Genomic DNA, 19,782 nt, shown 5'->3' on the forward strand with positions numbered 1-19,782 from the left:
GGCGCCAAATTCTTCAGAACTAGAAGGGAAGCTTGACATGAACAGACATTGGCTCGCCGCGACTACAGCGGCATTTACGCTTCTGCTTGCGGCTTGCGGCAGCAGCGGGCAGAAAGACGCAAGCCCGTCGGCTCCGTCGACAACCGCTGCCACACAAGAGGCTAACGCTTCCCAGACTCCATCTTCACCTGCCGAAAGCGCTCAAACTGCAACCCCATCTTCTTCCGCAGAGCCTTCCGAGTCGGCGACATCCGAACCGACCGAGACAGCTAAAACGTACAAGATGAATAAAAACTATTTCATTGTCCCGATCGACAAGGAAAAAACGACAAACAAAATCGTCTTGCTTACATTCGACGACGGTCCGAAAGCGCCGGAAACGCTCAATCCGCTGCTGGATACGCTCGACAAACATAAAGCCAAAGCGATTTTCTTCGTGAACGGCTACCGCGTCAAAGCCCATCCCGAACTGTTGAAACAAATCGCAGACCGCGGCCAAATCGTCGGTAACCATTCCTGGGATCACATCGATCTGAAAAAGGAGCCCGCGGCCAAAGTCGAGAAACAAATCGGGGACGTGCAAACAATCGTCGAACAAACGATTGGGTATGAGCCAATGTTTTTCCGTCCGCCGTTCGGTTCCGGCGGCGACGAAGTGCGCAAAGTCGCCAAAGCCAATGGGCTGCTGTACATGACCTGGTCCAACGGGTCCCTCGACTGGAACATGGCCAAGACGCCGGAAGAGAAAAGACCGCAGGCGGTCATCGACAACGTGTTAGAGCAGCTCCATCCGGGGAGCAACATACTGATGCACGAGCTGGCGTGGACGGACAAAGCGCTTGACGATTTGCTGACCCAACTGGAATCAAAAGGCTATTCGTTCGTAGACCCGAATGCGATCGATACGACAATCGCGCCTCAATGATCGCCGTACTCCTGTCGCCCCCACCAGAATAAGCCGATGACAAGCGTCGTAAACAACACGACAAGCATCAAATAGAACCACTTGGACAATTGCAGTCGGTTCGGCTCATGAACGCCCGATCGCGGCGGCATGCCAGTTTCCGGAATGCCGGAGCTCGCTGCCGTTTCCGCGATCGCTGCTTCCAGCTCTTCGATCGACATTGCCGTCTCGGAATCGGCTTGGCGACCGAATGCCGCATTTTTCGCTTTGACGTAACGGTCCCAAGCGTTTTCGCCCTCTTTATTGCTGTCTTCGTTCATTCCTGCTCCCTCCGAAAACGGATGATGCACCCCATCGTCAAATCAACCAGAAAATGCGCCAATATCGGCGCCAATATCGTCCCCGTCTGGATCATGATCCAACCGAGTCCGTAACTAATTCCAAACACCATCCCTGTCGGCACCCAGTGACGCAAATAACGAACGTGAATAGCCGCGAACAAAATGCTTGTCCAGTACGGGCCGAGTGCATGTTGGATCGCCCCCCTGAACAATGTCTCCTCGCAGACCGCCACGATGAGAGAAAGGGCCGCGATATGCCATACGGGACGATTCCGAAAAAGTTTCTCGTTAATCCCGCCGTCGTCCGATGCCTCTTCCGGCACGAAACGGGAAATCGCCAGATCGAAGACAAGTACAAGAGCGGCAAGTCCCGCGCCCCAAATCGCAAAGCTCCAATCTTCCGGTAGCTCGAACAGAACAAATGGATTTCTCCCCTGAAATAAAAGCCATGCGATACCGATAATAAGAGTAAGCCCTTGTGTCAAATACAAGTTTGCAAGCAGCATTCTATCGTCGAGGTCTTCTACGTTTACTTTGCGAATTTTGATGTTTCGAATGTCGAATTTTCTCATGTTACCTCGCGATTTGCATTTTTTTGTATGTTCATTTGGCTTGAATTTTTTTATACTAAGATTTGCCGTTTCATTCTTCCCACTATAAACCAGCCGTACAAAGGAGCACCCGATGGAAAAGCGTCTGAACCGATCCGATCTCATGTTTTCCTTGTCCTTCATCCTCATGCTCGTTATTGCGGTAGGTGCGTTTTTCTACGGCGTTAAAGTCGGAACGGATCGCGTCGAAGCCAAATACGCCACTGCATCGGAAGAGCCGGCTTCTACGCAGGAAACCCGACCTTTCGCTTACCAGCAGCAAGATCTCGTCTCTTTCTATCATACCGTATTTTTATCGTATCGTGAATTTCAAAACGAATGGCTGACCGCTCAGGACAAATGGCTGGCCGATTCTACGGCCGACCGCGCATCAACGCTGAAAGAACTCGTCAAGCTGTCCCAGAAAAAATTCGACCAGATCGGCAAAGTCGCCGTATCGCCGGCTTCGCCTCTGTTAAAAGACTCGCAAACCAACTATTTAAAAAGCTTAAAGTTGTTCCATGACAGCTTCGACAATCTCGTGAGCAAAGCCAACCAAGGTAATGCCCAGATGATGCTAGACAAAATTCAAGCCGACGCCTTTTACAAGCAAGCGCTCACGCATTCGCTTTCCGCGCAGCAGCAATATTTCGGATCGATGTTGAAATGGGCGGCGACGATCGATATGAATATTCCTGGCGAGATCCCAGCCGAGGAGACAGTCGCACTTGCCAAATGGAAATCGTCCCCTCTCGTCGTCAAGCTGAAAATCGCTTCGGACTTTATGGCCAAGCAGCCGGAGCTGACCGAATATTTGCCTAGCGACTTGACCGCCCGCGTCGACCAGTTCATTATTTCGGGACAAGCAAGCAAACGTAACGCCAAAAGCTTCAATTCGATAGCGGAGCTCTTGACGAGCACGGAAGCAGTACGTAACGGAGACTTCGTCAGCATGAAAGCTCGGTTCTACGATCAAGAACAACTGCCACAGCTTCCGATGTTTTTCTCGGACAAATAGTCGCGGGATAGCCGTCCATTTTCAGAATTCGGCAACTTTGTCGCACTTTCGCCATTGCAATTGACCGTTCCATTGCTATAAAATAGGAAAGGCATTGCGAAACGGGCGTGTACGACACCTGTACGACAAGAAGTGACCTTGCGGAGTCACCCTCTATGCACCGTCTTTCCGCTTTATGCGGCGAGCGGCGGTCGAGGGTGTTTTCTATATATCGAAGGAGGGTTCCATATGTTTAAAGTATTGGTATCGGATCCGATCAGCGACTTGGGCATCTCGCTCCTCGTCGAGGCATCCGACATCTCCATTGACAAGAAAACGGGCTTAAGCGAGGACGAGTTGGTCGCCATTATCGGCAATTACGACGCGCTTCTCGTACGCAGCCAAACCCGCGTCACCGAGCGGATCATGAATGCCGGCAAACAACTTAAAGTGATCGGCCGTGCCGGCGTTGGCGTGGACAACATCGATCTCGATGCGGCGACGAAACGCGGCATTATTGTCATTAATGCGCCGGATGGCAATACGATCACCACTTGCGAGCACACGTTCGCGATGATGATGGCCGTTGCCCGTCACATTCCGCAAGCTTATCTGAAAACGGTCGGCGGCGAATGGGATCGCAAATCGTTCGTCGGCGTAGAACTCCGCAACAAAGTACTCGGCGTACTCGGCATGGGCCGCATCGGCAGCGAAGTCGGCGCCCGCGCCAAAGCATTCGGTATGGAAGTGCTTGGTTACGATCCATTCCTGACTGAAGAACGTGCGGAAAAAATGGGCGTTCGCAAAGCGTCCGTAGAAGATATTATCGCGGAAGCGGACTTCATTACCGTGCATACGCCACTGACGCCCGAAACTCGCCATATGATCGGTAAAGAACAATTTGCAAAAATTAAAAAAGGCGTTCGCATCGTTAACTGCGCACGCGGCGGTATTATCGACGAGCAAGCGCTTGTCGAAGCGATCAACGCCGGACAAGTCGCAGGAGCTGCGTTTGACGTGTTCGAGGAAGAACCGCCTGCACCAGACCACCCTTTCCTCTCGCATCCTAAAATTATCGTGACGCCGCACTTGGGCGCTTCGACCATTGAGGCCCAAGAAAACGTCGCAATCGACGTTTCGGAACAATTGCTTCATATCTTGCGTGGCGAGCCGTTCAAAAACGCGGTTAACATGCCGCCTGTTGCCGCCGATGTGCTGGCTAAACTTGAGCCTTATTTCTCGCTCGGCAGCAAATTGGGCAGCTTCGCCGCCCAAATCGCCGAAGGACCGGTCAAAGAAATTTCGGTCACGTACGCGGGTGAATTGGCCGACGTGGACACGCAGCAATTGAATCGTCATGTCGTCGCCGGCGTGCTTGCTCACCATCTCGGTTCCGATCAAGTTAACGTCGTTAACGCGATGCACTTGGCCAAAAACCGCGACGTTAACGTCGTCATCGTCAAATCGCATGCGTCGAAAGGCTTCACTAACCAAGTGAGCGTCACGCTGCGCACGGACAAAGAAGAGCGTCTTGTTGCCGGTACGCTGCTGAACGGCTTCGGTCCGCGCATTACGCAGATTGACAAGTTCCCGGTAGACGTCGAGCCGCAAGGGCATGTCCTCCTTATCTCGCATGATGACAAACCAGGCATTATCGGCCGCGTAGGCACGCTGCTTGGCACACGCGATGTCAACATCGCAACGATGCAAGTCGGCCGCAAAATCGTCGGCGGCGCCGCGATCATGGTGCTCGGCGTAGATAAAGGCGTCACCAAGCCAATTCTTGGAGAACTCACCGCGTTGCCGGACCTCCACAACGCCAAAGAAGTTCAGCTTTACTAATTTCACAGCTCCATCCATTTGTCGCCCACCTTCTCAAGAAGGTGGGCTTTTCAATTGCGATTAGCGTTATGGGCATCCATTCTAAGGCTGTATTCAAATGACGGAGAGCTGATTGCGCAAACCCTCGGATATGGGCAGCAGCGGCAGGCGAAGAGTATCCGAATCCAACAAGCCTTGATGCGAGAGCAGCCATTTGAGCGGGGCGGGGTTGGATTCCCGAAACAGATGATCGATGAGCTGGGTTAGCGAATCGAAGGCGCTTGTTGCCAGAGCCGTATTTCCATCCCGGAATTGCCGATATGTCTCGATGAACATCTCCGTTCTTAGATTAGCAGCTGCCAATATCCCCCCTGCGGCACCCTGACGCAACCATCCGAGGAAATACGCATCTTCTCCGCATAGAATCGGCTTAGTGACACCTCGCTGCTTCAAAGCCGAGATCAGTTCAGTGCCTCCAGAACTGTCCTTCATTCCGATGACCCCGTCCAACGCTAGGATTTCCTCGGCTGTATCCGCACTGATGCGCACACTCGTACGGTACGGAACTTCATACGCGATTATTGGCAATCCCGTTTGCGCGGCGCGCCGGTAGTGCTCGAGTATGCCTGCTTGCGATGGCCTGCTGTAATACGGCACGACGATGAGCGCGGCGTCCGCTCCGATTTCTTTAGCTAGCACGGTTCGCTCAACTGTCGAGCGCGTATCGTTCGTGCCAGTACCGACGACGATCGGAATAGATATCCCTTTTCTTGCGATGACGGATTTCGTCCGACACACAAGATTGTGAACTTCCTCCCATAAGACAGTTGGTGCTTCTCCCGTCGTTCCGTTGATCACTAGCCCCTGAATGTCATGAGTCAGCAAATTCTCCAAATAGCGGTCATATGACTCTTCATCCAGATCCCCATTCATCGAGAACGGCGTCACTACGGGCACAAAAATTCCTCGTACATCTTCTTCTCTCAACATGCGTCAGCGCCTCCTCAAATAATGTTTGTTTTAGTAACGTAAATGTAGCATAGGAATTACTATCGTAGTTATCTATAATAAGTGATATGCAATATCAATAATATTGATGAGGCGGCATCGAACATGGAATTGATTTACCTGCAAACCTTTCGGGAAGTGGCGCTGCAACAGAGCTTCACTCGTGCTGCGGAGAAGCTGGGCTATGCCCAATCCAGCGTGACAACACAAGTTCAGAAGCTAGAGAAGATTTACAACGTGGAGCTGTTCGAGCGATTCGGGCGAGGGCTGCGACTTACATCGGCCGGCGAAGAATTGTTGCGGATGACGGTGCAAATGCTCGATTTGTACCAAGAGTCCAAAGAAAAATTAGCACTTCAAGGTGGGGGCACTTTGTCTATCGGCACCATCGATTCTGTCGCTTCCTACTATCTCCCCTCTTACATTCAGCAACTGCGTCGGGATTATCCGGATCTGGCGATTCGGTTGCAGACTGACCGTGAAGAGACCATTTTGAACAAAATCAAGGAAGGCGAATTCGATCTAGGGCTTATTCTGGCGAGAAATCCATCCGACTCGGCGCTGAAATGGCTGGTCATTCGCGAAGAGCCGCTGGTGCTCATCGCAAATCCGTCCCATACACTTACGGCGCTGGATACAGTGGAACTTCCGAATCTTGCGAGGGTGGAATGGTTCATGAGCGAAGAGAGTTGCAACTATCGCATCATGTTGGAGAAAGTGCTCCGGGCGAACGGCATCATGTACCGCGTCGGCTTGGAGCTCGGCAATCCGGAAGCGATCAAGCGCTGTATCATGTCCGGAGACGGCATCGCACTCCTGCCGCGAATGGCTGCCGAAGACGAGATCCGCAGAGGGGATCTGGCGGTTTTACCGTTCTCCCACCCCGAGATCCGGCTGGATCTTCAACTCGTAAAGCATCCCAAGAAATGGATCTCTCATGCTCAAGCGGATTTTATGGCCCGGTTGCAGAGAAATATGCTCTAGTCGCAAAGAAGTGGGGGCCGATAGCGGTTTGAGAGGAGAACATTAGTAGGGCGGTTCAGCGGATTTGCGACTGTTAGTGGACTGAGGGAACATTAGTGGGGTGGGTCCAGCGATTTTGCGACTGTTAGTGGACTGAGGGAACATTAGTGGGGTGGGTCCAGCGGATTTGCGACTGTTAATGGTCTCAGGGAACATTTGCGGTGCGAGTCCAGCGATTTTGCGACTGTTAGTGGTCTGAGGGGATATTAGTGTGGCGAGTCCAGCGGATTTGAGATTGTTAGTGGACTGGGGGAACATTAGTGGCACGGGTCCAGCGGATTTGCGACTGTTAGTGATCTGAGGGGACATTAGTGGCACGAGCCTCGAAGGCGTAGAGTTCCCGGTATCTAGCGGCGACAAGCACCGCTAATTCGCAAAATCTCGGAAATCGGAGCATTTAGCCGCCTCTTACACCGCTAGTTCGCCGAATTTGGGAATTCGGAGCATTTAGCCGCCTCTTACACCGCTAGTTCGCCGAATTTGGGAATTCGGAGGATTCTTTTATGCCGAATATGCCTTATCTGCTTGCCTTGCCGTTCAGCTTCCGATTCGCCGCGACAGGCAACAATATCGTAAATGTCGTCCCTTCGCCAGGCGCGCTTGAAGCGGAGATTTCCCCGCCATGCGAGACGATGAGATTTTTGACGATGGCGAGCCCAAGCCCTGTACCGCCTCCCGACGTCTCTCTCTTGCGCGCCTTGTCCGCCTTGTAGAAACGTTCGAAGATGTACGGCAAGTCTTCCCTGGGGATACCTTGTCCTTCGTCGATGACCTTCAGCTCAAGCACGCCTCCGGCTCCATCTTCGATCCTCCTAGCAGCGAGAGCGATCGACGCTCCGTCGGGCGTATGGCGCAATGCGTTGTCCATTAAGTTCGTCAATACTTGCTCGAGCCGATCGCCGTCGGCGGCGTCAAGGTGCAGCTCTGCGCTTTCCGGCGTACGAGTGAATGCGATGTGTCTATCCTTCGCGATCGCCGAAAATTTGCGGTATACGCGGGACAGCAATCCATTCACATCGAGTGGTTGCAAATTCATGTCCAAGTAACCAGCTTCCATGCGGGCAAGGTCGAGCAAATCTTTAACAAGGCGGCCCATTCTGAGTGATTCGTCATGAATGACCTGAACGAGCTCTTTGCGCTCTTCCGGCGTCGCGGCGATGTCGTCCATCAGCGCTTCGCTGTAGCCTTGCACCATCGATAGCGGCGTACGAATCTCGTGAGAGACGTTAGCGACGAAATCTTTACGCATCTTGTCGACGCGGAACTCCTCCGTCACATCGCGAAGCACGGCAACGACGCCCCTGATCTCATCCGTCGATACTAAAGGCGTCATAACAACCGACCAGACGCCGCTTTGTACGTGCACCTTAACGGTTAATTCCTTGCCGCAGTCGATCACTTCCCGGAACGTCTCCCGGAGCGGGCCTGGCACACTTTCGTCGCGCTCCGGCTTGTCTCCGTCAGTCCAGTCAACGGTTCCCCATTCCTCCAGCAAATGCTGACCTTGCGGGTTTGTCAGAATGACCTCGCCATCGGTATTGAACGAGATGACCGAGTCCGTCATACTCCGCAGAACGCTGCTCAAGTGATCCCGCTCGTGCTGCAAGTCGCGGATCAGCGTATGCAGCTCCGAAGCCATTTGGTTAAACGTATTCGCAAGCTCGCCGATTTCGTCAGACGAGCGGATCGCGACCCGTGTCGTATAATCGCCTTGCGTAACCCGGTTAGCCGCATCCTTCATTTCCCGCAGCGGTTGCGTGATCTTCGTCAGCAAGAAAAAAGCGAAGAAGGTTGTTAGCAGAAAACCGATCAGCCCGGTGAAAATGAACAGATGTTTAATTTTTAGCGGATCCGCGAACGTCTGCTCGTCGATATACTTCAGCAGGAAAATGCCGAGCGTGGAAATGACGACCGCGACCAAACCTATGATCGTCAGCCACATTTTGCCGACGACCGATCTCCAGATGGCCATCCTTTACTTCGCCGCCTCCAGCTTGTAACCGACGCCCCATACGGTCGTAATCATCGAAGCCGCCTCAGCCGATACGCGGTTCAGCTTCTCTCGCAGCCGCTTCACATGAGTATCTACCGTCCGCAAATCGCCGAAGAAGTCGTAATTCCATACATCCTTCAGCAGTTCCTCGCGTGAGAAAACCTTGTCCGGCGTGCTCGCTAAGTAATGAAGCAATTCGTATTCCTTCGGCGTCAAATTCACTTCATGACCGCTGGCCGTTACGCGATGCGCATCGTGCTCGATAACAAGATACGGGAACACAATATTATTGCTCGTGTTCATTTCTTTCGACAGGAACGCAGTCGCGGAAGAGCGACGAAGGATCGCCTTGATGCGGAAAATGACTTCCCGCGGGCTGAACGGCTTCACGACATAGTCGTCCGCGCCGACTTCGAACCCTTGAACGCGATTGACTTCTTCGCCTTTTGCCGTCAGCATCAGTACCGGTGTCGCCTTGTACTGTCGCAGTCGGCTGCAGACTTCGATGCCGTCGATGCCCGGAAGCATCAAATCGAGCACGATCAGGTCGAAATCGTCCTCCTGCGCCATGCGCAAGGCGCTCTCCCCGTCTTCCGCTTCCTCGATGACATAACCTTCCTTCTCCAAATACATTCTGAGCAATCGGCGAATCCGTTCTTCATCGTCCACGACCAATATTCGGTTTCCCGTGTTCATGCCGAAACACCTCTTTCGAGTAGATTAAACGCCTGCGTACGAATGCAAACCGGCGATGACAAGATTAACGCCAACGAGCGTAAACATAACGACAAGGAAACCAATGACGGCCAACCATGCAGACTTCGTACCTTGCCATCCGCGGGACAGCCGCAAGTGCAAATACGCGCTATAGAACAAGAACGTAACGAGCGCCCATACTTCTTTCGGGTCCCAGCCCCAGAACCTGGACCAAGCGATCTGCGCCCAGATCATCGCGAAAATAAGCGCGCCGAGCGTAAAAATCGGAAACCCGATCGCGATCGCACGATAGCTGATTTCCTCCAGATCATCCGGATCGATGTCCGTCAGATGCGGATGGATGACCGCTGCCAATTGCTTACGCGCTAGCAAACGAAGGATGCCGTACAGCACAGCGCCTGAGATGACGGACCAAATAACGGTGTTCAGTTTGCGGCCCGCATTGGCGCCGTTCAGCCACGACGGAGATTCGAGCGGCGCGTCGGTCAAGCCAAGGAACGACTGAAATTCGACCTTCTCGCTGTTATAAGGCTTCACGAGCGGCGGCAAGCCGTACTTCACTTCCTTAAACGTAGACGACGCCGTTCCATCGTCAGCGATCGTCACTTTCTCCTGTGAGAATGTCGCCTCGTAGCCCGCTCCGCGGAACGTAAATACGGCGACGAGGAAGCCGATTAGCACGATAATGACGAACAAGGAAAACTCGGTCCAGAAACGCGCTCTTTTCCCCGCTTTATCTGTTCGCGTGAAATCAACGACGCGGATAAGCTGCATGAGCGCCGCCGCGAAGCCGACTGCGAAAAATGCCTCTCCCGTCGCCGCTGTCGTTACGTGAATCTTCAACCAGACGCTATTCAGCGCCGGGATAAGCGGCTGCGCTTCGGAAGGAAATACAGAGGCGTATGCAATAAGAATAATGACGAGCGGGAGCGCGAACGCTCCGAGAATCATATTGCGGTAAATAAGATGAACGACGATAAAAGCGAACATAATCGCCATGCCGAGGAACGTCATGAACTCGTACATGTTACTCGTCGGGATATGACCGCTATCGTACCAGCGGGTAAAGAAAAACGTCAAATGCGCGGCCCAACCCGCAACAGCCAGACCGAATCCGATTTTGCCCCACCGGTTCGTATGATCTTCCGGTTTGCGGTTGCTCCAGCGTTTGCCCGCTACCGCAATAGCGAAGCCGATAAAAGACGCGCAGTACACATAAAAAGCAACCATAAACGCGTCACTGCTGAAAGTGGTCCAATTCAACGGTCATTCCTCCTGTTATCGAGCGCCTTCGGCTGAACTTCGATGCCGGTTTTCCCTAGCGCCCATGCGACGTCAGCGCGCAAGCCGAAACTGTTCTTGTTCGTGTGCCCGCCGAGCGTAAGCTTGTCTTCTTCGTCAATGCGCAGCCAGATGCGCCGGTGCTGCCAGTAAAAGCCCATAATCAGACCGATCATGGAGATGGCCGCACCGACCCAGATGTACGGCATTGCCTTGTCCATCCGAATATTTAAGTAAGTCATATATTCGGAATATTTGATATTGTTCATTTTACCATCGACAACCGGATTTTCCACTGTAATCGCGAATCTGCCCGAACTGTCCCCACGCTGCTTAAAGCTATCGTTAAACAACTTGCCGTACGTCTTGCTCTTATCGCTCGGCATCGCGAAGTAAATGTATACCTCGCCTTCCGCCGACGTGTCGTTCCCGAATATGCGGAAGACGAAAGCGGGGTTGTTCGGGTCGCGCGATTTCGTCATCGGGCGATTCTGATCGTCAAGGCCGAAGTCCGGATAAAAGTCGATCAGCTTCAATTTGTAATTGCCGACCGCATACTCCCTGGCTGGGTCGTCCATCAGCAGATCAAACGAACCCAGCTGCTTCATCGTGTCTAGGTTCGTCAGCGTAGGATGGACGGATATGAGCCGGACCCGCTGCTGAAAGCTGTTCTGGTACACGCTGAGTCCGTCGTAAGAAAGCGCGCTGTTGACTCTGATCTCGTGCTGCTTCACTTCGGTTAAGACAGGCTCCTTGATTGGATCGTCGCAATCGGCGGTGCATTTGTACAGAACAGCATTCGTTTCGTACTTCTTCGCGACGAGCGTCCCTTTTTGATTGCTGGCGAGCTCTTCGTCCTTGTAGTATTCGGCAGTGAAATCAACGCTTTTTAAATAATAGTTCGTGCCGGAGATTTGTCTCGTCTCCCCTTCGTACAAGGACAAATATTGATCCATGTGCCAGGAAGGTATACCCCGTCCGAGAACAGCGAGTAAGAAAATAATTAAGCCGATATGGTTAATATAAGGGCCCCAGCGGCTAAATCTGTTCTTCTCTGCGAGAAGCGCCCCATTTTCCCGGTACACGCGGTAATGCTTGCGTTTCAGTTGCTTACCCATATCGTCCAGCCATGCTTCCGGGTCATTTGACACGATGCCGGAATACGTCACTTGTTGACGCTTGATGAACTGCAGATGTTTGCGTATTTGCTGCTTGGACAGCGCTCGATAAAGCGGAAGTACCCTGTCGAGACTACATACGACAAGTGATGTGCCGATCATGACAAGCAGCATAATGAACCACCACGACTCGTATGTATGAGATAAGCCGAGCGCGTGATAAATTACGCCGAGCGTACCGTATTTTTCTTTGTAGAACGCAGCATATTCGGAGTTTTCCGTCAAGTTGATGAGCGTGCTCTCTTGCTGGAACACCGTTCCAATAGCGGCTCCAAGAAGCGTAATCACGATCAAATACACCGCGATTTTAACGGAAGAAAAAAAATTCCATACTTTGTCCACAATATGAGGGTTCGCCTTCTGCGATCGCCGAGCTACCCCGTCATATCTCATTTCCAGCAGCGCATCCTCGTCCGCAAGCAATTTCTCGTCTAGCGGTTTGCCGCATGATTCGCACAGAACCGTGCCGACGGGGTTCTGATGTCCGCATTCGCACTTGGTGTTCTGAAACAAAGCCATTTATCCTCCTTGGCGCTACGAGTCCGACTTCATCAGTCGATCGACGCGCGCCTCTATTTCCTCTTCCGTCAGCAATCCGCCGATTACGACCTCTTGAATTTTACCTTTAGGCGTAATGAAGAAAGTTGTCGGGTATTGCTTCAAACCGTACCGCCGTTCTGTTTGCTTGTCTTTGTCGATCAAAATCGGGAACGACACGCCGATCTGACGAGTAAAACTTTCCACCGTCAGCTTGTCCTCGCTCAGGTTAATGCCTATGAGCTCAAGACCTTGCCCTTTCCATTTCTCGTATTGCTTCTGCAAAGCGGGCATCTCGTTGCGGCATGGCGGACAGAAAGTGCCCCAGAAGTTGACGATCAGCGGCTTGCCCTCGTAATCCTTCAGTTCGTGTACGGCATTGTCGAGACCCGCGAGCCGAAATTCAGGCGCCTTGTCGCCTTTCTTCAGCACGACGCTCTTTGAAAATAGCGAACTGCCGACCGCATAGCCGCCAACGATCAGCACGATAACGAGAATGACGTATTGCACCGTTTTACGATGTCGTCCCATAGCGTTTTTTCCACCACCTGTGATTAAAGGTACAAAAAGTTCGGTTTTCAGCACCGAGAAGGTTGAATGAAGGCGGGAATGAGGATCGGAGCGTAGGAAAACCTACGTGAGAACCGGAAGACCCGACTGAATTCAAGATTCGACGTCGAAACCTCCTCCTGAAACTCTTCGTGATCAAAATCGGACTTTTTGAACTTCCGCTCTAATTATAACGAAAATACCGGGGGTGGGGGTAAACCCCCGACCTCCGGTTTCTGAACATTGTGTGACGCAATATGGGATTAGGGCGTGTCTGGAGACCCGCCCTATTCGTCGACCTCCACGGCGAATGCTTGCAGTTTGCCAAGTTCCTCCGCCGTTAGCTTACGATGTTTGCCGCGCTGCAAATTATTCAAATGCAAGCCGCCGAACGATATACGCTTCAGCCTGGTTACCGGATGGTGGATCGCATCGAACATCCGGCGCACTTGCCGATTACGACCTTCATGAATCGTAATGGAGATCGTCGCAAACTTGCCGTCCGGATCGATGTCGTAATATTCGACTTCCGCCGGCGCGGTCATGCCATCCTCGAGCTTGATGCCTTTCTTCAGCCGTTCGAGGGCGTTGCCGTGAGGCACCCGTTCGACAGTCGCATGATACGTCTTCGGCACGTGATGGCGGGGGTGCGTTAGCTTATGCGCCAAGTCTCCATCGTTCGTAAGCAGCAATAATCCCTCGGAATCGTAATCCAGTCGACCGACCGGGTACAGCCGTTCCTTTACATCCTTGATGTAATCCGTGACGACGCTGCGCCCTTTCGGATCGGTGACGCTCGTAATAACGCCTTTCGGCTTATTGAACATCATATAAATTTTCGATTCTTTCTTAATCGGCTTGCCCGCCACGGCGATGACATCGGTGTCCGGGTCGGCTTTGCGCCCGAGCTCCGTCACGACTTCCCCGTTAACCGTCACTTTGCCCGATGCAATCAATTCTTCGCACTTGCGACGGGAAGCGACGCCTGCGTTCGCAAGCACCTTCTGCAGTCTTTCTTCCACGGTGTTTCACCTCAACACCCATCATACCAATCCAAACAACAACCAGCAAGCGGCGACCGCGGCAAAAAAACCGACGATATCGGAGAAAAGCCCGACTTTTAGCGCATAACGCGAATTGCGTATGCCAATCGCACCGAAATAAACGGTCAGCACATATAGCGTCGTATCGGTGCTGCCTTGGATTGTCGAAGCCACGCGGGCGACGAAGGAATCGGGGCCCTGCTCTTTGATCAAGTCCGTGACGAAGGCAAGCGAGCCCGCTCCCGTTATCGGCCGAAGCAGCGCAAGCGGCAGCACGTCTCCAGGAACTCCGATCGCTTCAAGCGCCGGCCGGATCAGGCCAATCATCGCGTCCATCGCCCCGGAGGCGCGAAACATACTGATCGCCGTCATCATGCCGACGAGATGAGGGATAATTCCGATAGCCGTTTGAAAACCGTCTTTGGCGCCGTCCACGAACGTCTCATATACGGGAACTTTCCGGAGGGATGCATATAGGGGAATGAATGCGATAAGCACCGGAATAGTCCATGTTGAGAGCAGTTGGATCATTGCAACCATCGGCGTCAGCCTCCTTTGGTTGCCGGAGGAGTAGGCGTATAGGTCGGGCTGACCGTCCTCGGCGGCTTGCGATCTTTCCTTCTGTACCACCGATCGGCCAAAATGGCGGCCCCAGTCGATATCGCCGTTGCGAGCAGCGTCGGCGCGACGATATCGGCCGGATGAAGCGATCCGAAGTTCATACGGATCGCGATAATCGTCGTAGGCACAATCGTAATGCTCGCCGTATTGAGTGCGAGCAACGTACACATCGCGGGTGTCGCTACAGTCTTATCAGGATTGAGTTTCTGAAGCTCCTGCATCGCTTTGATGCCCATCGGCGTCGCGGCGTTTCCGAGTCCAAGCAAATTGGCGCTCATATTAGATAGAATATACCCCATCGCCGGATGCTCGCGCGGCACGTCAGGGAAAAGCCGTCGTACAACGGGGGCAAGCAGCTTGGACAGCTTGTTCACGAGGCCTGCCACTTCGGCGATGCGCATAAGCCCCATCCAGAAGACGAGAACGCTGATCAAGCCAAGGCAGACGGTCACCCCCGTCTGTGCCCCGCCGAACGCCGCTTCGGCGACTTTCTCCATCTTGCCGTTCGCGGCTCCGAACAGGACGCTGAAGACGATCATTCCTAGCCATATCCAGTTGACCATCCGCTATTCCCCCTTTTGCATGAATAACGCTCTCAGGACTGTGCGGACAGACGACGAAAAAGAACGGTTGGAGGTGATTTCGCCCTGAACCTTCCCGGACGTTGCCTTGACTTTATCGGCTGTGCCTCCGTTTCCCGCCTCCGGAGAAGCTTCCACTAGCGGCACGGAGCCGATTTTCCGACCGTCAAGAACAAAACGAATTTGACCGCGATAACCAAGCTTGAAGTCCGCTGTTCCTTCGATCAGCAACGCCATCCGCACTTCGAGCCTTTCCTTCTCGCCTTTCGCGAACGGATATACAAACTTGCCTGCCGCTTTGTACGGATAACCGTTTATCGGCTGTCCGGCTTCGGCTACCGTCTGCAACGAGAAATTGTCGAAACCGTAATCGAGCAATCGACGATGGTCGATCCAGTCGTCTCTGTCGTTCAGCGTCACGGCGACGAGTTGCTGACCGTTCCTTGTCGCCGAGCTGACGAGCGTGCGAAGCGCCTGCTTCGTATATCCGGTTTTGACGCCGTCGGCGCCGTCGTACATTCCCAGCATCTTGTTTTTGTTCACCCATTCGTATTCCCATTTATCGTTCGGGTTCGGCGCTTTTTTCACTTTCGTCGCCACAATCTCCTTAAACGTCGGATTACGAAGGGCATACACCGTCAGCTTGGCCAAATCGTTCGCGGACGAATAGTGACCTAGCTCGTCCAAACCGCTCGGATTCATGAAATGGCTGTTCGACAGTCCGATTTCTTCCGCTTTTTTGTTCATCAGAAAAACAAATCCTTCAACCGAGCCTCCCACATACTCTGCAATCGCCGTCGCCGCATCGTTGCCGGATCGAAGCATGAGCCCGTACAGGGCGTTACGAAGCGTCATCCGTTCTCCGGCTTGCAAATAAATCGAAGAGCCTTCCATCTTCGAAGCCTTCTCGCTGACTGTCAACGTTCCGTCCAGATTTCCATGCTCGATAGCGACAATGGCAGTCATGATCTTCGTCAGGCTGGCAATTTTCATCCGCTCGTCGCCCCGCTCATCGAATAAGATTCGACCAGAGGTCACATCAGCAAGCGCCGCGGACCGGGCGGAATTACTCGGGGCAGGCGGAAGCGAAGACGTGGCACCGCCACCGGTTTGCGCTTGAGCGCGCCCGCCTAGTACTGGGAATACGAACAGCAGCATGAAAATGCAAGCGGTCGCGCTTGTCCATCTCGCGCGGGCGCGGAAAGGTTTTGCTAGTCTCAACATGCGCGATTTTCCTCCTCGGAGAAATACTTGTACCATTTTATGTCTATGCGCTCGAAAGTATGTAAACGTGAAACGGCCGCGCAGGCAAGTGCCTGGCGCGGCCGTGACGGAGCGATCGTTACATGATCGTATTGGAGTCGGACGGCACGGTTTTGATCGAAATTTCGGTTTCGGCTTCCTGAGGGCGCTGAAACGCGCCTTTCAGCTTGTCGACCCAACCTGGAGCAGCGTCTATCAAACGCTCTAACAGATGGGTTTGATTGTCGAGCGGCACAACTTTTACGCCCTGCAAGCCGACGACAAGGAATGCGATCGGTGTAATCGAAACGCCGCCGCCGCTGCCTCCTCCGAACGGAAGGGAGACAGAAGCGTTATGCGCGTCTTGCCCCGACTTTTGTCCGGAGCCAGAATTGCCGTCTTCCATAGGGGAATACTCGCTCCCACCAGCCGCAAAGCCGAAGCCGACTTTACTGATCGGAAGAATGACGCTGCCGTCCGGTGTCTGAACCGGTTCGCCGACGATCGTATTGACGTCCACCATGTCTTTAATGTTTTCCATGGCGGTTTGCATTAGGCCGTTAATCGGATGCTGTGACATGTATACTCCTCCTTTCGTGTACCTAATATTCCCGAATGAGCCACGTGTTTATTCGTTCCACTCCGCCTTACGCACGCCTCATACTTGCTCCGGTGGAGCCATCCACGTTCGCCATGCCCTAATCGCTTTGCCGATTCGGATTGTCCGAAATCCCAGCTTCATGACCGCCGCAAACGCCGAACCCATCCGAATGGCGAAGTCGGCTTCCCAGACGACAGCGAATTCCTTCGTCGAATAGTTCGGGACAACTTCGCCGTGGGGAACCGTCTTTAGCCGAAGGAAATGGCTTGCCGCACCGGTTGCACAGCCCGAGACCGCCCAAAGCAAACCGACGACGATCGCCGTAGAAACCGCGTCTCCGGTGCCGACTCGAAAGTCTAGCCGCCAGCGGGTGCACTCGATTTTCTTCAGCGCGTATTTGGCCCAGCGCTTGAAGCGAGTCGTGGAACGCATGATCGTCTTTAGCGCTTTACGGTTCCGCTTCAACGTGCCGATGCCGAACATCCGTTTTTTTGCGCTTTGTTGACCCTGCGATCCTGCGATTTCCCCCTTCGGCTTCTCGGCATATACGATCCCTCTTTTCTCCAGCTTTAACGTCGGAACGACGACTTGACGGGAGACGATGCCATATAATGCCTGAACGATGACGACTAACTGATCGAGCTCACCGATGCGGGAATAACGAACGCGAACGCGAATGCGGGAGACGCACGCTATGGCGATAAGGGCGATGACGACAGCGCATGCGAACAAAAGCCAGAAGGCCATACTTTCCCCCGCCTTTCTAGGGGTAGTATGGCCTTCTGGCAAATGTTCATTCCGTATCCAATTGTTTGTCGAGATCCTCCATCGAAAGTTGACGGCCTTCGATGCGGTCAAAGAGCAGCTTCGTCCGCTCCTCCAGCTCATCGTCATCATCAAATGCCGACGGCTCGGGCAAGCTCTGGATTGAAGCTAAACCAAAGTAATCGAGGAACGCCTTGGTCGTACCATACAGAATCGGTCGTCCTAGCGCGTCTGCGCGCCCTTTCTCCTCGATCAAATCTTTATTCACCAAATTATGCAGCGGGCGCTCCGCCTTAACCCCGCGAATCTCCTCGATCTCTATCCGAGTAATCGGCTGCCGGTAAGCGATAATCGCAAGAGTCTCAAGCGCAGCCTGCGAAAGCGCCGAACGCGTCGGTGAATAAGCCAGCTTCTCGAAGTACGGAGCGTGCTCGGTGACCGTTGTCAGCCGATACCCTCCCGCAACTTCCGTTAACCGTATGCCGCGGTTTTTCTTCGAGAGCTCCTTCTGCAAATCTTTCAGCACGTCTTTGACGACGTCCACGTCCGTCTCGACGACTTCCGCAGCCGTCTTGGCGCTGATTCCCTCGTCTCCGGATACGAACAACAAACCTTCAAGTACTGATTTCAATGTCGAGTAATCCATCGCTATCCTCTCTCCCCGTCCACGTCAACACGATCTCGTCGAACAAAGCGCTCTGATGGCAGGACACCCACCTGCGCTTCATCAATTCGAGGATGGCGAGGAAAGTAACGACGATTTCCTCCCGTTCGTCCCCGTCGCCCAGCAACTGGGAAAATAATAATCTGCCCTCGTTCGAACGGCTCTTTAACGTATCGACGATGTCGCGTATCCGGTCTTTTACCGAGATTTCATCCTTGCGGATCGACGAAACGCGGTTGCGTCCGGCAAGACGTCTCATCGCTTTCCGAAAGGCGTTCACCAAGTCGTCAACGTGTAAGCCTTCGACCGGATTAACGTCAGGCTTCTTCTCGAAAGGCGTTAAATCCGTCGGCTCTCTCGTGTACACCTGGCTGCGATCCCATTCTTTTTCCCGAAGTTGACCGGCGACCGACTTGAACTTCCTGTACTCGATCAGTTTGCGGATCAACTCTTCGCGCGGATCGAGGTCGTCTTCCTCGTCGACTGTCAGCCAAGGCTCGTCGGTGACCGGAGGCTTCGGCAAAAGGCCGCGGCTCTTGATCGACAGCAGCGTCGCGGCCATAACCAGAAACTCGCTCGTAATGTCGAGTTCAAGTTCCTGCATCGCCGCGAGATATTCCATATACTGTTCGGTAATCTCGTTGATCGAGATGTCTTGAATATCGATCTCCGCTTTATCGATCAAATGCAGCAGCAAATCAAGCGGCCCTTCGAACGTCTCCAGCTTGTACGACATCGTCGCCAATCGAACTTCTCCCCTTGCTTCTCCCGTTTACCTTAAGAACGGATTACCCGCTGATCGCTCTCGTCAAATTCGCCATTTCGATCGCTGTGGCAGCCGCTTCCCAGCCTTTATTGCCGGCTTTCGTGCCTGCGCGTTCGACCGCTTGCTCGATACTGTCCGTCGTAAGCACGCCGAAAATCGTCGGAACGCCTGTTTTCAGATTGATTGCGCTAACGCCTTTGGCTACTTCGTTGCATACGAAATCGAAATGCGGCGTTGAGCCGCGAATGACTGCGCCGAGCGTAATGACTGCGTCGTATTTTCCGCTTTCCGCCATCTTCTGCGCGACGAGAGGGATTTCGAATGCACCTGGAACCCAGGCGACTTCAACTTCGTGTTCTTCCGCTCCGTGGCGCTTCAGTGCGTCAAGCGCCCCGCCTAGCAGCTTGGAAGTAATGAATTCGTTAAACCGTCCGACTACGATCCCGTATTTGAGCCCTTGAGAAATTAAATTACCTTCGTATACGACTGTCATTTGTTATGTCCTCCCGGTAGTTCGCGAATGATGCGCGATTGTCGAGCAAAAGTGACGAAGCAGGGGG

21 protein-coding genes are annotated in these 19,782 nt (G+C 53.3%); 4 read left to right on the forward strand and 17 right to left on the reverse strand.

Translation table 11 applies throughout. The annotated features are described in order from the left end of the window. Positions 1 to 37 precede the first annotated feature (37 nt). A complete protein-coding gene (locus tag ACFPOF_RS13970) occupies positions 38 to 925 on the forward strand; it encodes a polysaccharide deacetylase family protein (protein ID WP_378133590.1) in 888 nt (295 codons plus the stop codon). Here ACFPOF_RS13970 and ACFPOF_RS13975 read toward each other — a convergent pair. Continuing rightward, positions 919 to 1,224, reverse strand: a complete 306-nt coding sequence (locus tag ACFPOF_RS13975; RefSeq protein WP_378133592.1) for a hypothetical protein — start codon at positions 1,222 to 1,224, stop codon at positions 919 to 921. The two genes, ACFPOF_RS13970 and ACFPOF_RS13975, sit on opposite strands and share 7 nt — an antisense overlap. Further along, positions 1,221 to 1,817: a CPBP family glutamic-type intramembrane protease gene (locus ACFPOF_RS13980; protein ID WP_378133594.1), complete on the reverse strand. Its 597-nt coding sequence runs from the start codon at positions 1,815 to 1,817 to the stop codon at positions 1,221 to 1,223. Before ACFPOF_RS13980 ends, ACFPOF_RS13975 begins: the two co-directional genes overlap by 4 nt. A 112-nt stretch (positions 1,818 to 1,929) precedes the next feature. Here ACFPOF_RS13980 and ACFPOF_RS13985 point away from each other — a divergent pair, with 112 nt between their 5' ends. Further along, positions 1,930 to 2,853, forward strand: coding sequence for a hypothetical protein (locus tag ACFPOF_RS13985; RefSeq protein WP_378133596.1), 924 nt, complete (start codon positions 1,930 to 1,932; stop codon positions 2,851 to 2,853). A gap of 228 nt (positions 2,854 to 3,081) precedes the next feature. Then, positions 3,082 to 4,674, forward strand: a complete 1,593-nt coding sequence (gene serA / locus ACFPOF_RS13990; protein WP_378133598.1) for a phosphoglycerate dehydrogenase — start codon at positions 3,082 to 3,084, stop codon at positions 4,672 to 4,674. Positions 4,675 to 4,767: 93 nt separating this feature from the next. Here the strand turns inward: serA and dapA are convergent, their stop codons facing one another. Beyond that, positions 4,768 to 5,643, reverse strand: coding sequence for a 4-hydroxy-tetrahydrodipicolinate synthase (gene dapA / locus ACFPOF_RS13995; RefSeq protein ID WP_378133600.1), 876 nt, complete (start codon positions 5,641 to 5,643; stop codon positions 4,768 to 4,770). 123 nt (positions 5,644 to 5,766) lie between these two features. Between dapA and ACFPOF_RS14000 the strand changes: the two genes are divergently transcribed. Beyond that, positions 5,767 to 6,645 carry a LysR family transcriptional regulator gene (locus ACFPOF_RS14000; protein WP_378133602.1) on the forward strand — a complete coding sequence of 293 codons (879 nt, stop codon included), beginning with the start codon at positions 5,767 to 5,769 and terminating at the stop codon, positions 6,643 to 6,645. Positions 6,646 to 7,201: 556 nt separating this feature from the next. On the opposite strand, the gene ACFPOF_RS14005 is transcribed toward ACFPOF_RS14000, so the two are convergent. The 14 genes from ACFPOF_RS14005 to ribH form a co-directional block, all read right to left on the reverse strand. Next, positions 7,202 to 8,656, reverse strand: coding sequence for a HAMP domain-containing sensor histidine kinase (locus ACFPOF_RS14005; RefSeq protein WP_378133604.1), 1,455 nt, complete (start codon positions 8,654 to 8,656; stop codon positions 7,202 to 7,204). 3 nt (positions 8,657 to 8,659) lie between these two features. Continuing rightward, positions 8,660 to 9,373, reverse strand: coding sequence for a response regulator transcription factor (locus tag ACFPOF_RS14010; RefSeq protein WP_378133606.1), 714 nt, complete (start codon positions 9,371 to 9,373; stop codon positions 8,660 to 8,662). Between the two features lie 24 nt (positions 9,374 to 9,397). Continuing rightward, complete coding sequence (gene ccsA, locus ACFPOF_RS14015; RefSeq protein ID WP_378133608.1) at positions 9,398 to 10,657, reverse strand: cytochrome c biogenesis protein CcsA; 1,260 nt, start codon at positions 10,655 to 10,657, stop codon at positions 9,398 to 9,400. Next, positions 10,654 to 12,366 carry a cytochrome c biogenesis protein ResB gene (gene resB, locus ACFPOF_RS14020; protein ID WP_378134407.1) on the reverse strand — a complete coding sequence of 571 codons (1,713 nt, stop codon included), beginning with the start codon at positions 12,364 to 12,366 and terminating at the stop codon, positions 10,654 to 10,656. The genes ccsA and resB overlap by 4 nt, the downstream gene beginning before the upstream one ends. A gap of 21 nt (positions 12,367 to 12,387) precedes the next feature. Beyond that, the gene (locus ACFPOF_RS14025) at positions 12,388 to 12,921 is read right to left on the reverse strand and encodes a redoxin domain-containing protein (RefSeq protein ID WP_378133610.1); all 534 of its coding nucleotides are present in this window, start codon (positions 12,919 to 12,921) and stop codon (positions 12,388 to 12,390) included. A gap of 305 nt (positions 12,922 to 13,226) precedes the next feature. Further along, positions 13,227 to 13,961: a pseudouridine synthase gene (locus tag ACFPOF_RS14030; RefSeq protein ID WP_378133612.1), complete on the reverse strand. Its 735-nt coding sequence runs from the start codon at positions 13,959 to 13,961 to the stop codon at positions 13,227 to 13,229. A gap of 21 nt (positions 13,962 to 13,982) precedes the next feature. Continuing rightward, entirely contained in the window at positions 13,983 to 14,522 is a 540-nt protein-coding gene (locus tag ACFPOF_RS14035) for a spore maturation protein (RefSeq protein WP_378133614.1), read from the reverse strand. Between the two features lie 5 nt (positions 14,523 to 14,527). Beyond that, positions 14,528 to 15,166, reverse strand: coding sequence for a nucleoside recognition domain-containing protein (locus ACFPOF_RS14040; RefSeq protein ID WP_378133616.1), 639 nt, complete (start codon positions 15,164 to 15,166; stop codon positions 14,528 to 14,530). Between the two features lie 3 nt (positions 15,167 to 15,169). Beyond that, on the reverse strand, positions 15,170 to 16,408 hold the full coding sequence (locus ACFPOF_RS14045; protein WP_378133618.1) for a D-alanyl-D-alanine carboxypeptidase family protein: 1,239 nt from the start codon (positions 16,406 to 16,408) through the stop codon (positions 15,170 to 15,172). A 118-nt stretch (positions 16,409 to 16,526) separates the two neighbouring features. After that, positions 16,527 to 17,006: a GerW family sporulation protein gene (ytfJ, locus tag ACFPOF_RS14050; protein ID WP_378133620.1), complete on the reverse strand. Its 480-nt coding sequence runs from the start codon at positions 17,004 to 17,006 to the stop codon at positions 16,527 to 16,529. Between the two features lie 78 nt (positions 17,007 to 17,084). Continuing rightward, entirely contained in the window at positions 17,085 to 17,774 is a 690-nt protein-coding gene (locus ACFPOF_RS14055; RefSeq protein ID WP_378133622.1) for a DUF2953 domain-containing protein, read from the reverse strand. A 46-nt stretch (positions 17,775 to 17,820) separates the two neighbouring features. Continuing rightward, positions 17,821 to 18,438: an SMC-Scp complex subunit ScpB gene (gene scpB, locus ACFPOF_RS14060; RefSeq protein ID WP_378133625.1), complete on the reverse strand. Its 618-nt coding sequence runs from the start codon at positions 18,436 to 18,438 to the stop codon at positions 17,821 to 17,823. Continuing rightward, entirely contained in the window at positions 18,407 to 19,192 is a 786-nt protein-coding gene (locus ACFPOF_RS14065; RefSeq protein WP_378134408.1) for a segregation and condensation protein A, read from the reverse strand. The genes scpB and ACFPOF_RS14065 overlap by 32 nt, the downstream gene beginning before the upstream one ends. Before the next feature lie 52 nt (positions 19,193 to 19,244). Continuing rightward, positions 19,245 to 19,715: a 6,7-dimethyl-8-ribityllumazine synthase gene (gene ribH, locus ACFPOF_RS14070; protein ID WP_378133627.1), complete on the reverse strand. Its 471-nt coding sequence runs from the start codon at positions 19,713 to 19,715 to the stop codon at positions 19,245 to 19,247. Between the last annotated feature and the right edge of the window lie 67 nt (positions 19,716 to 19,782).

Source organism: Cohnella soli (assembly GCF_042655525.1).
GTDB lineage: Bacteria > Bacillota > Bacilli > Paenibacillales > Paenibacillaceae > Cohnella > Cohnella soli.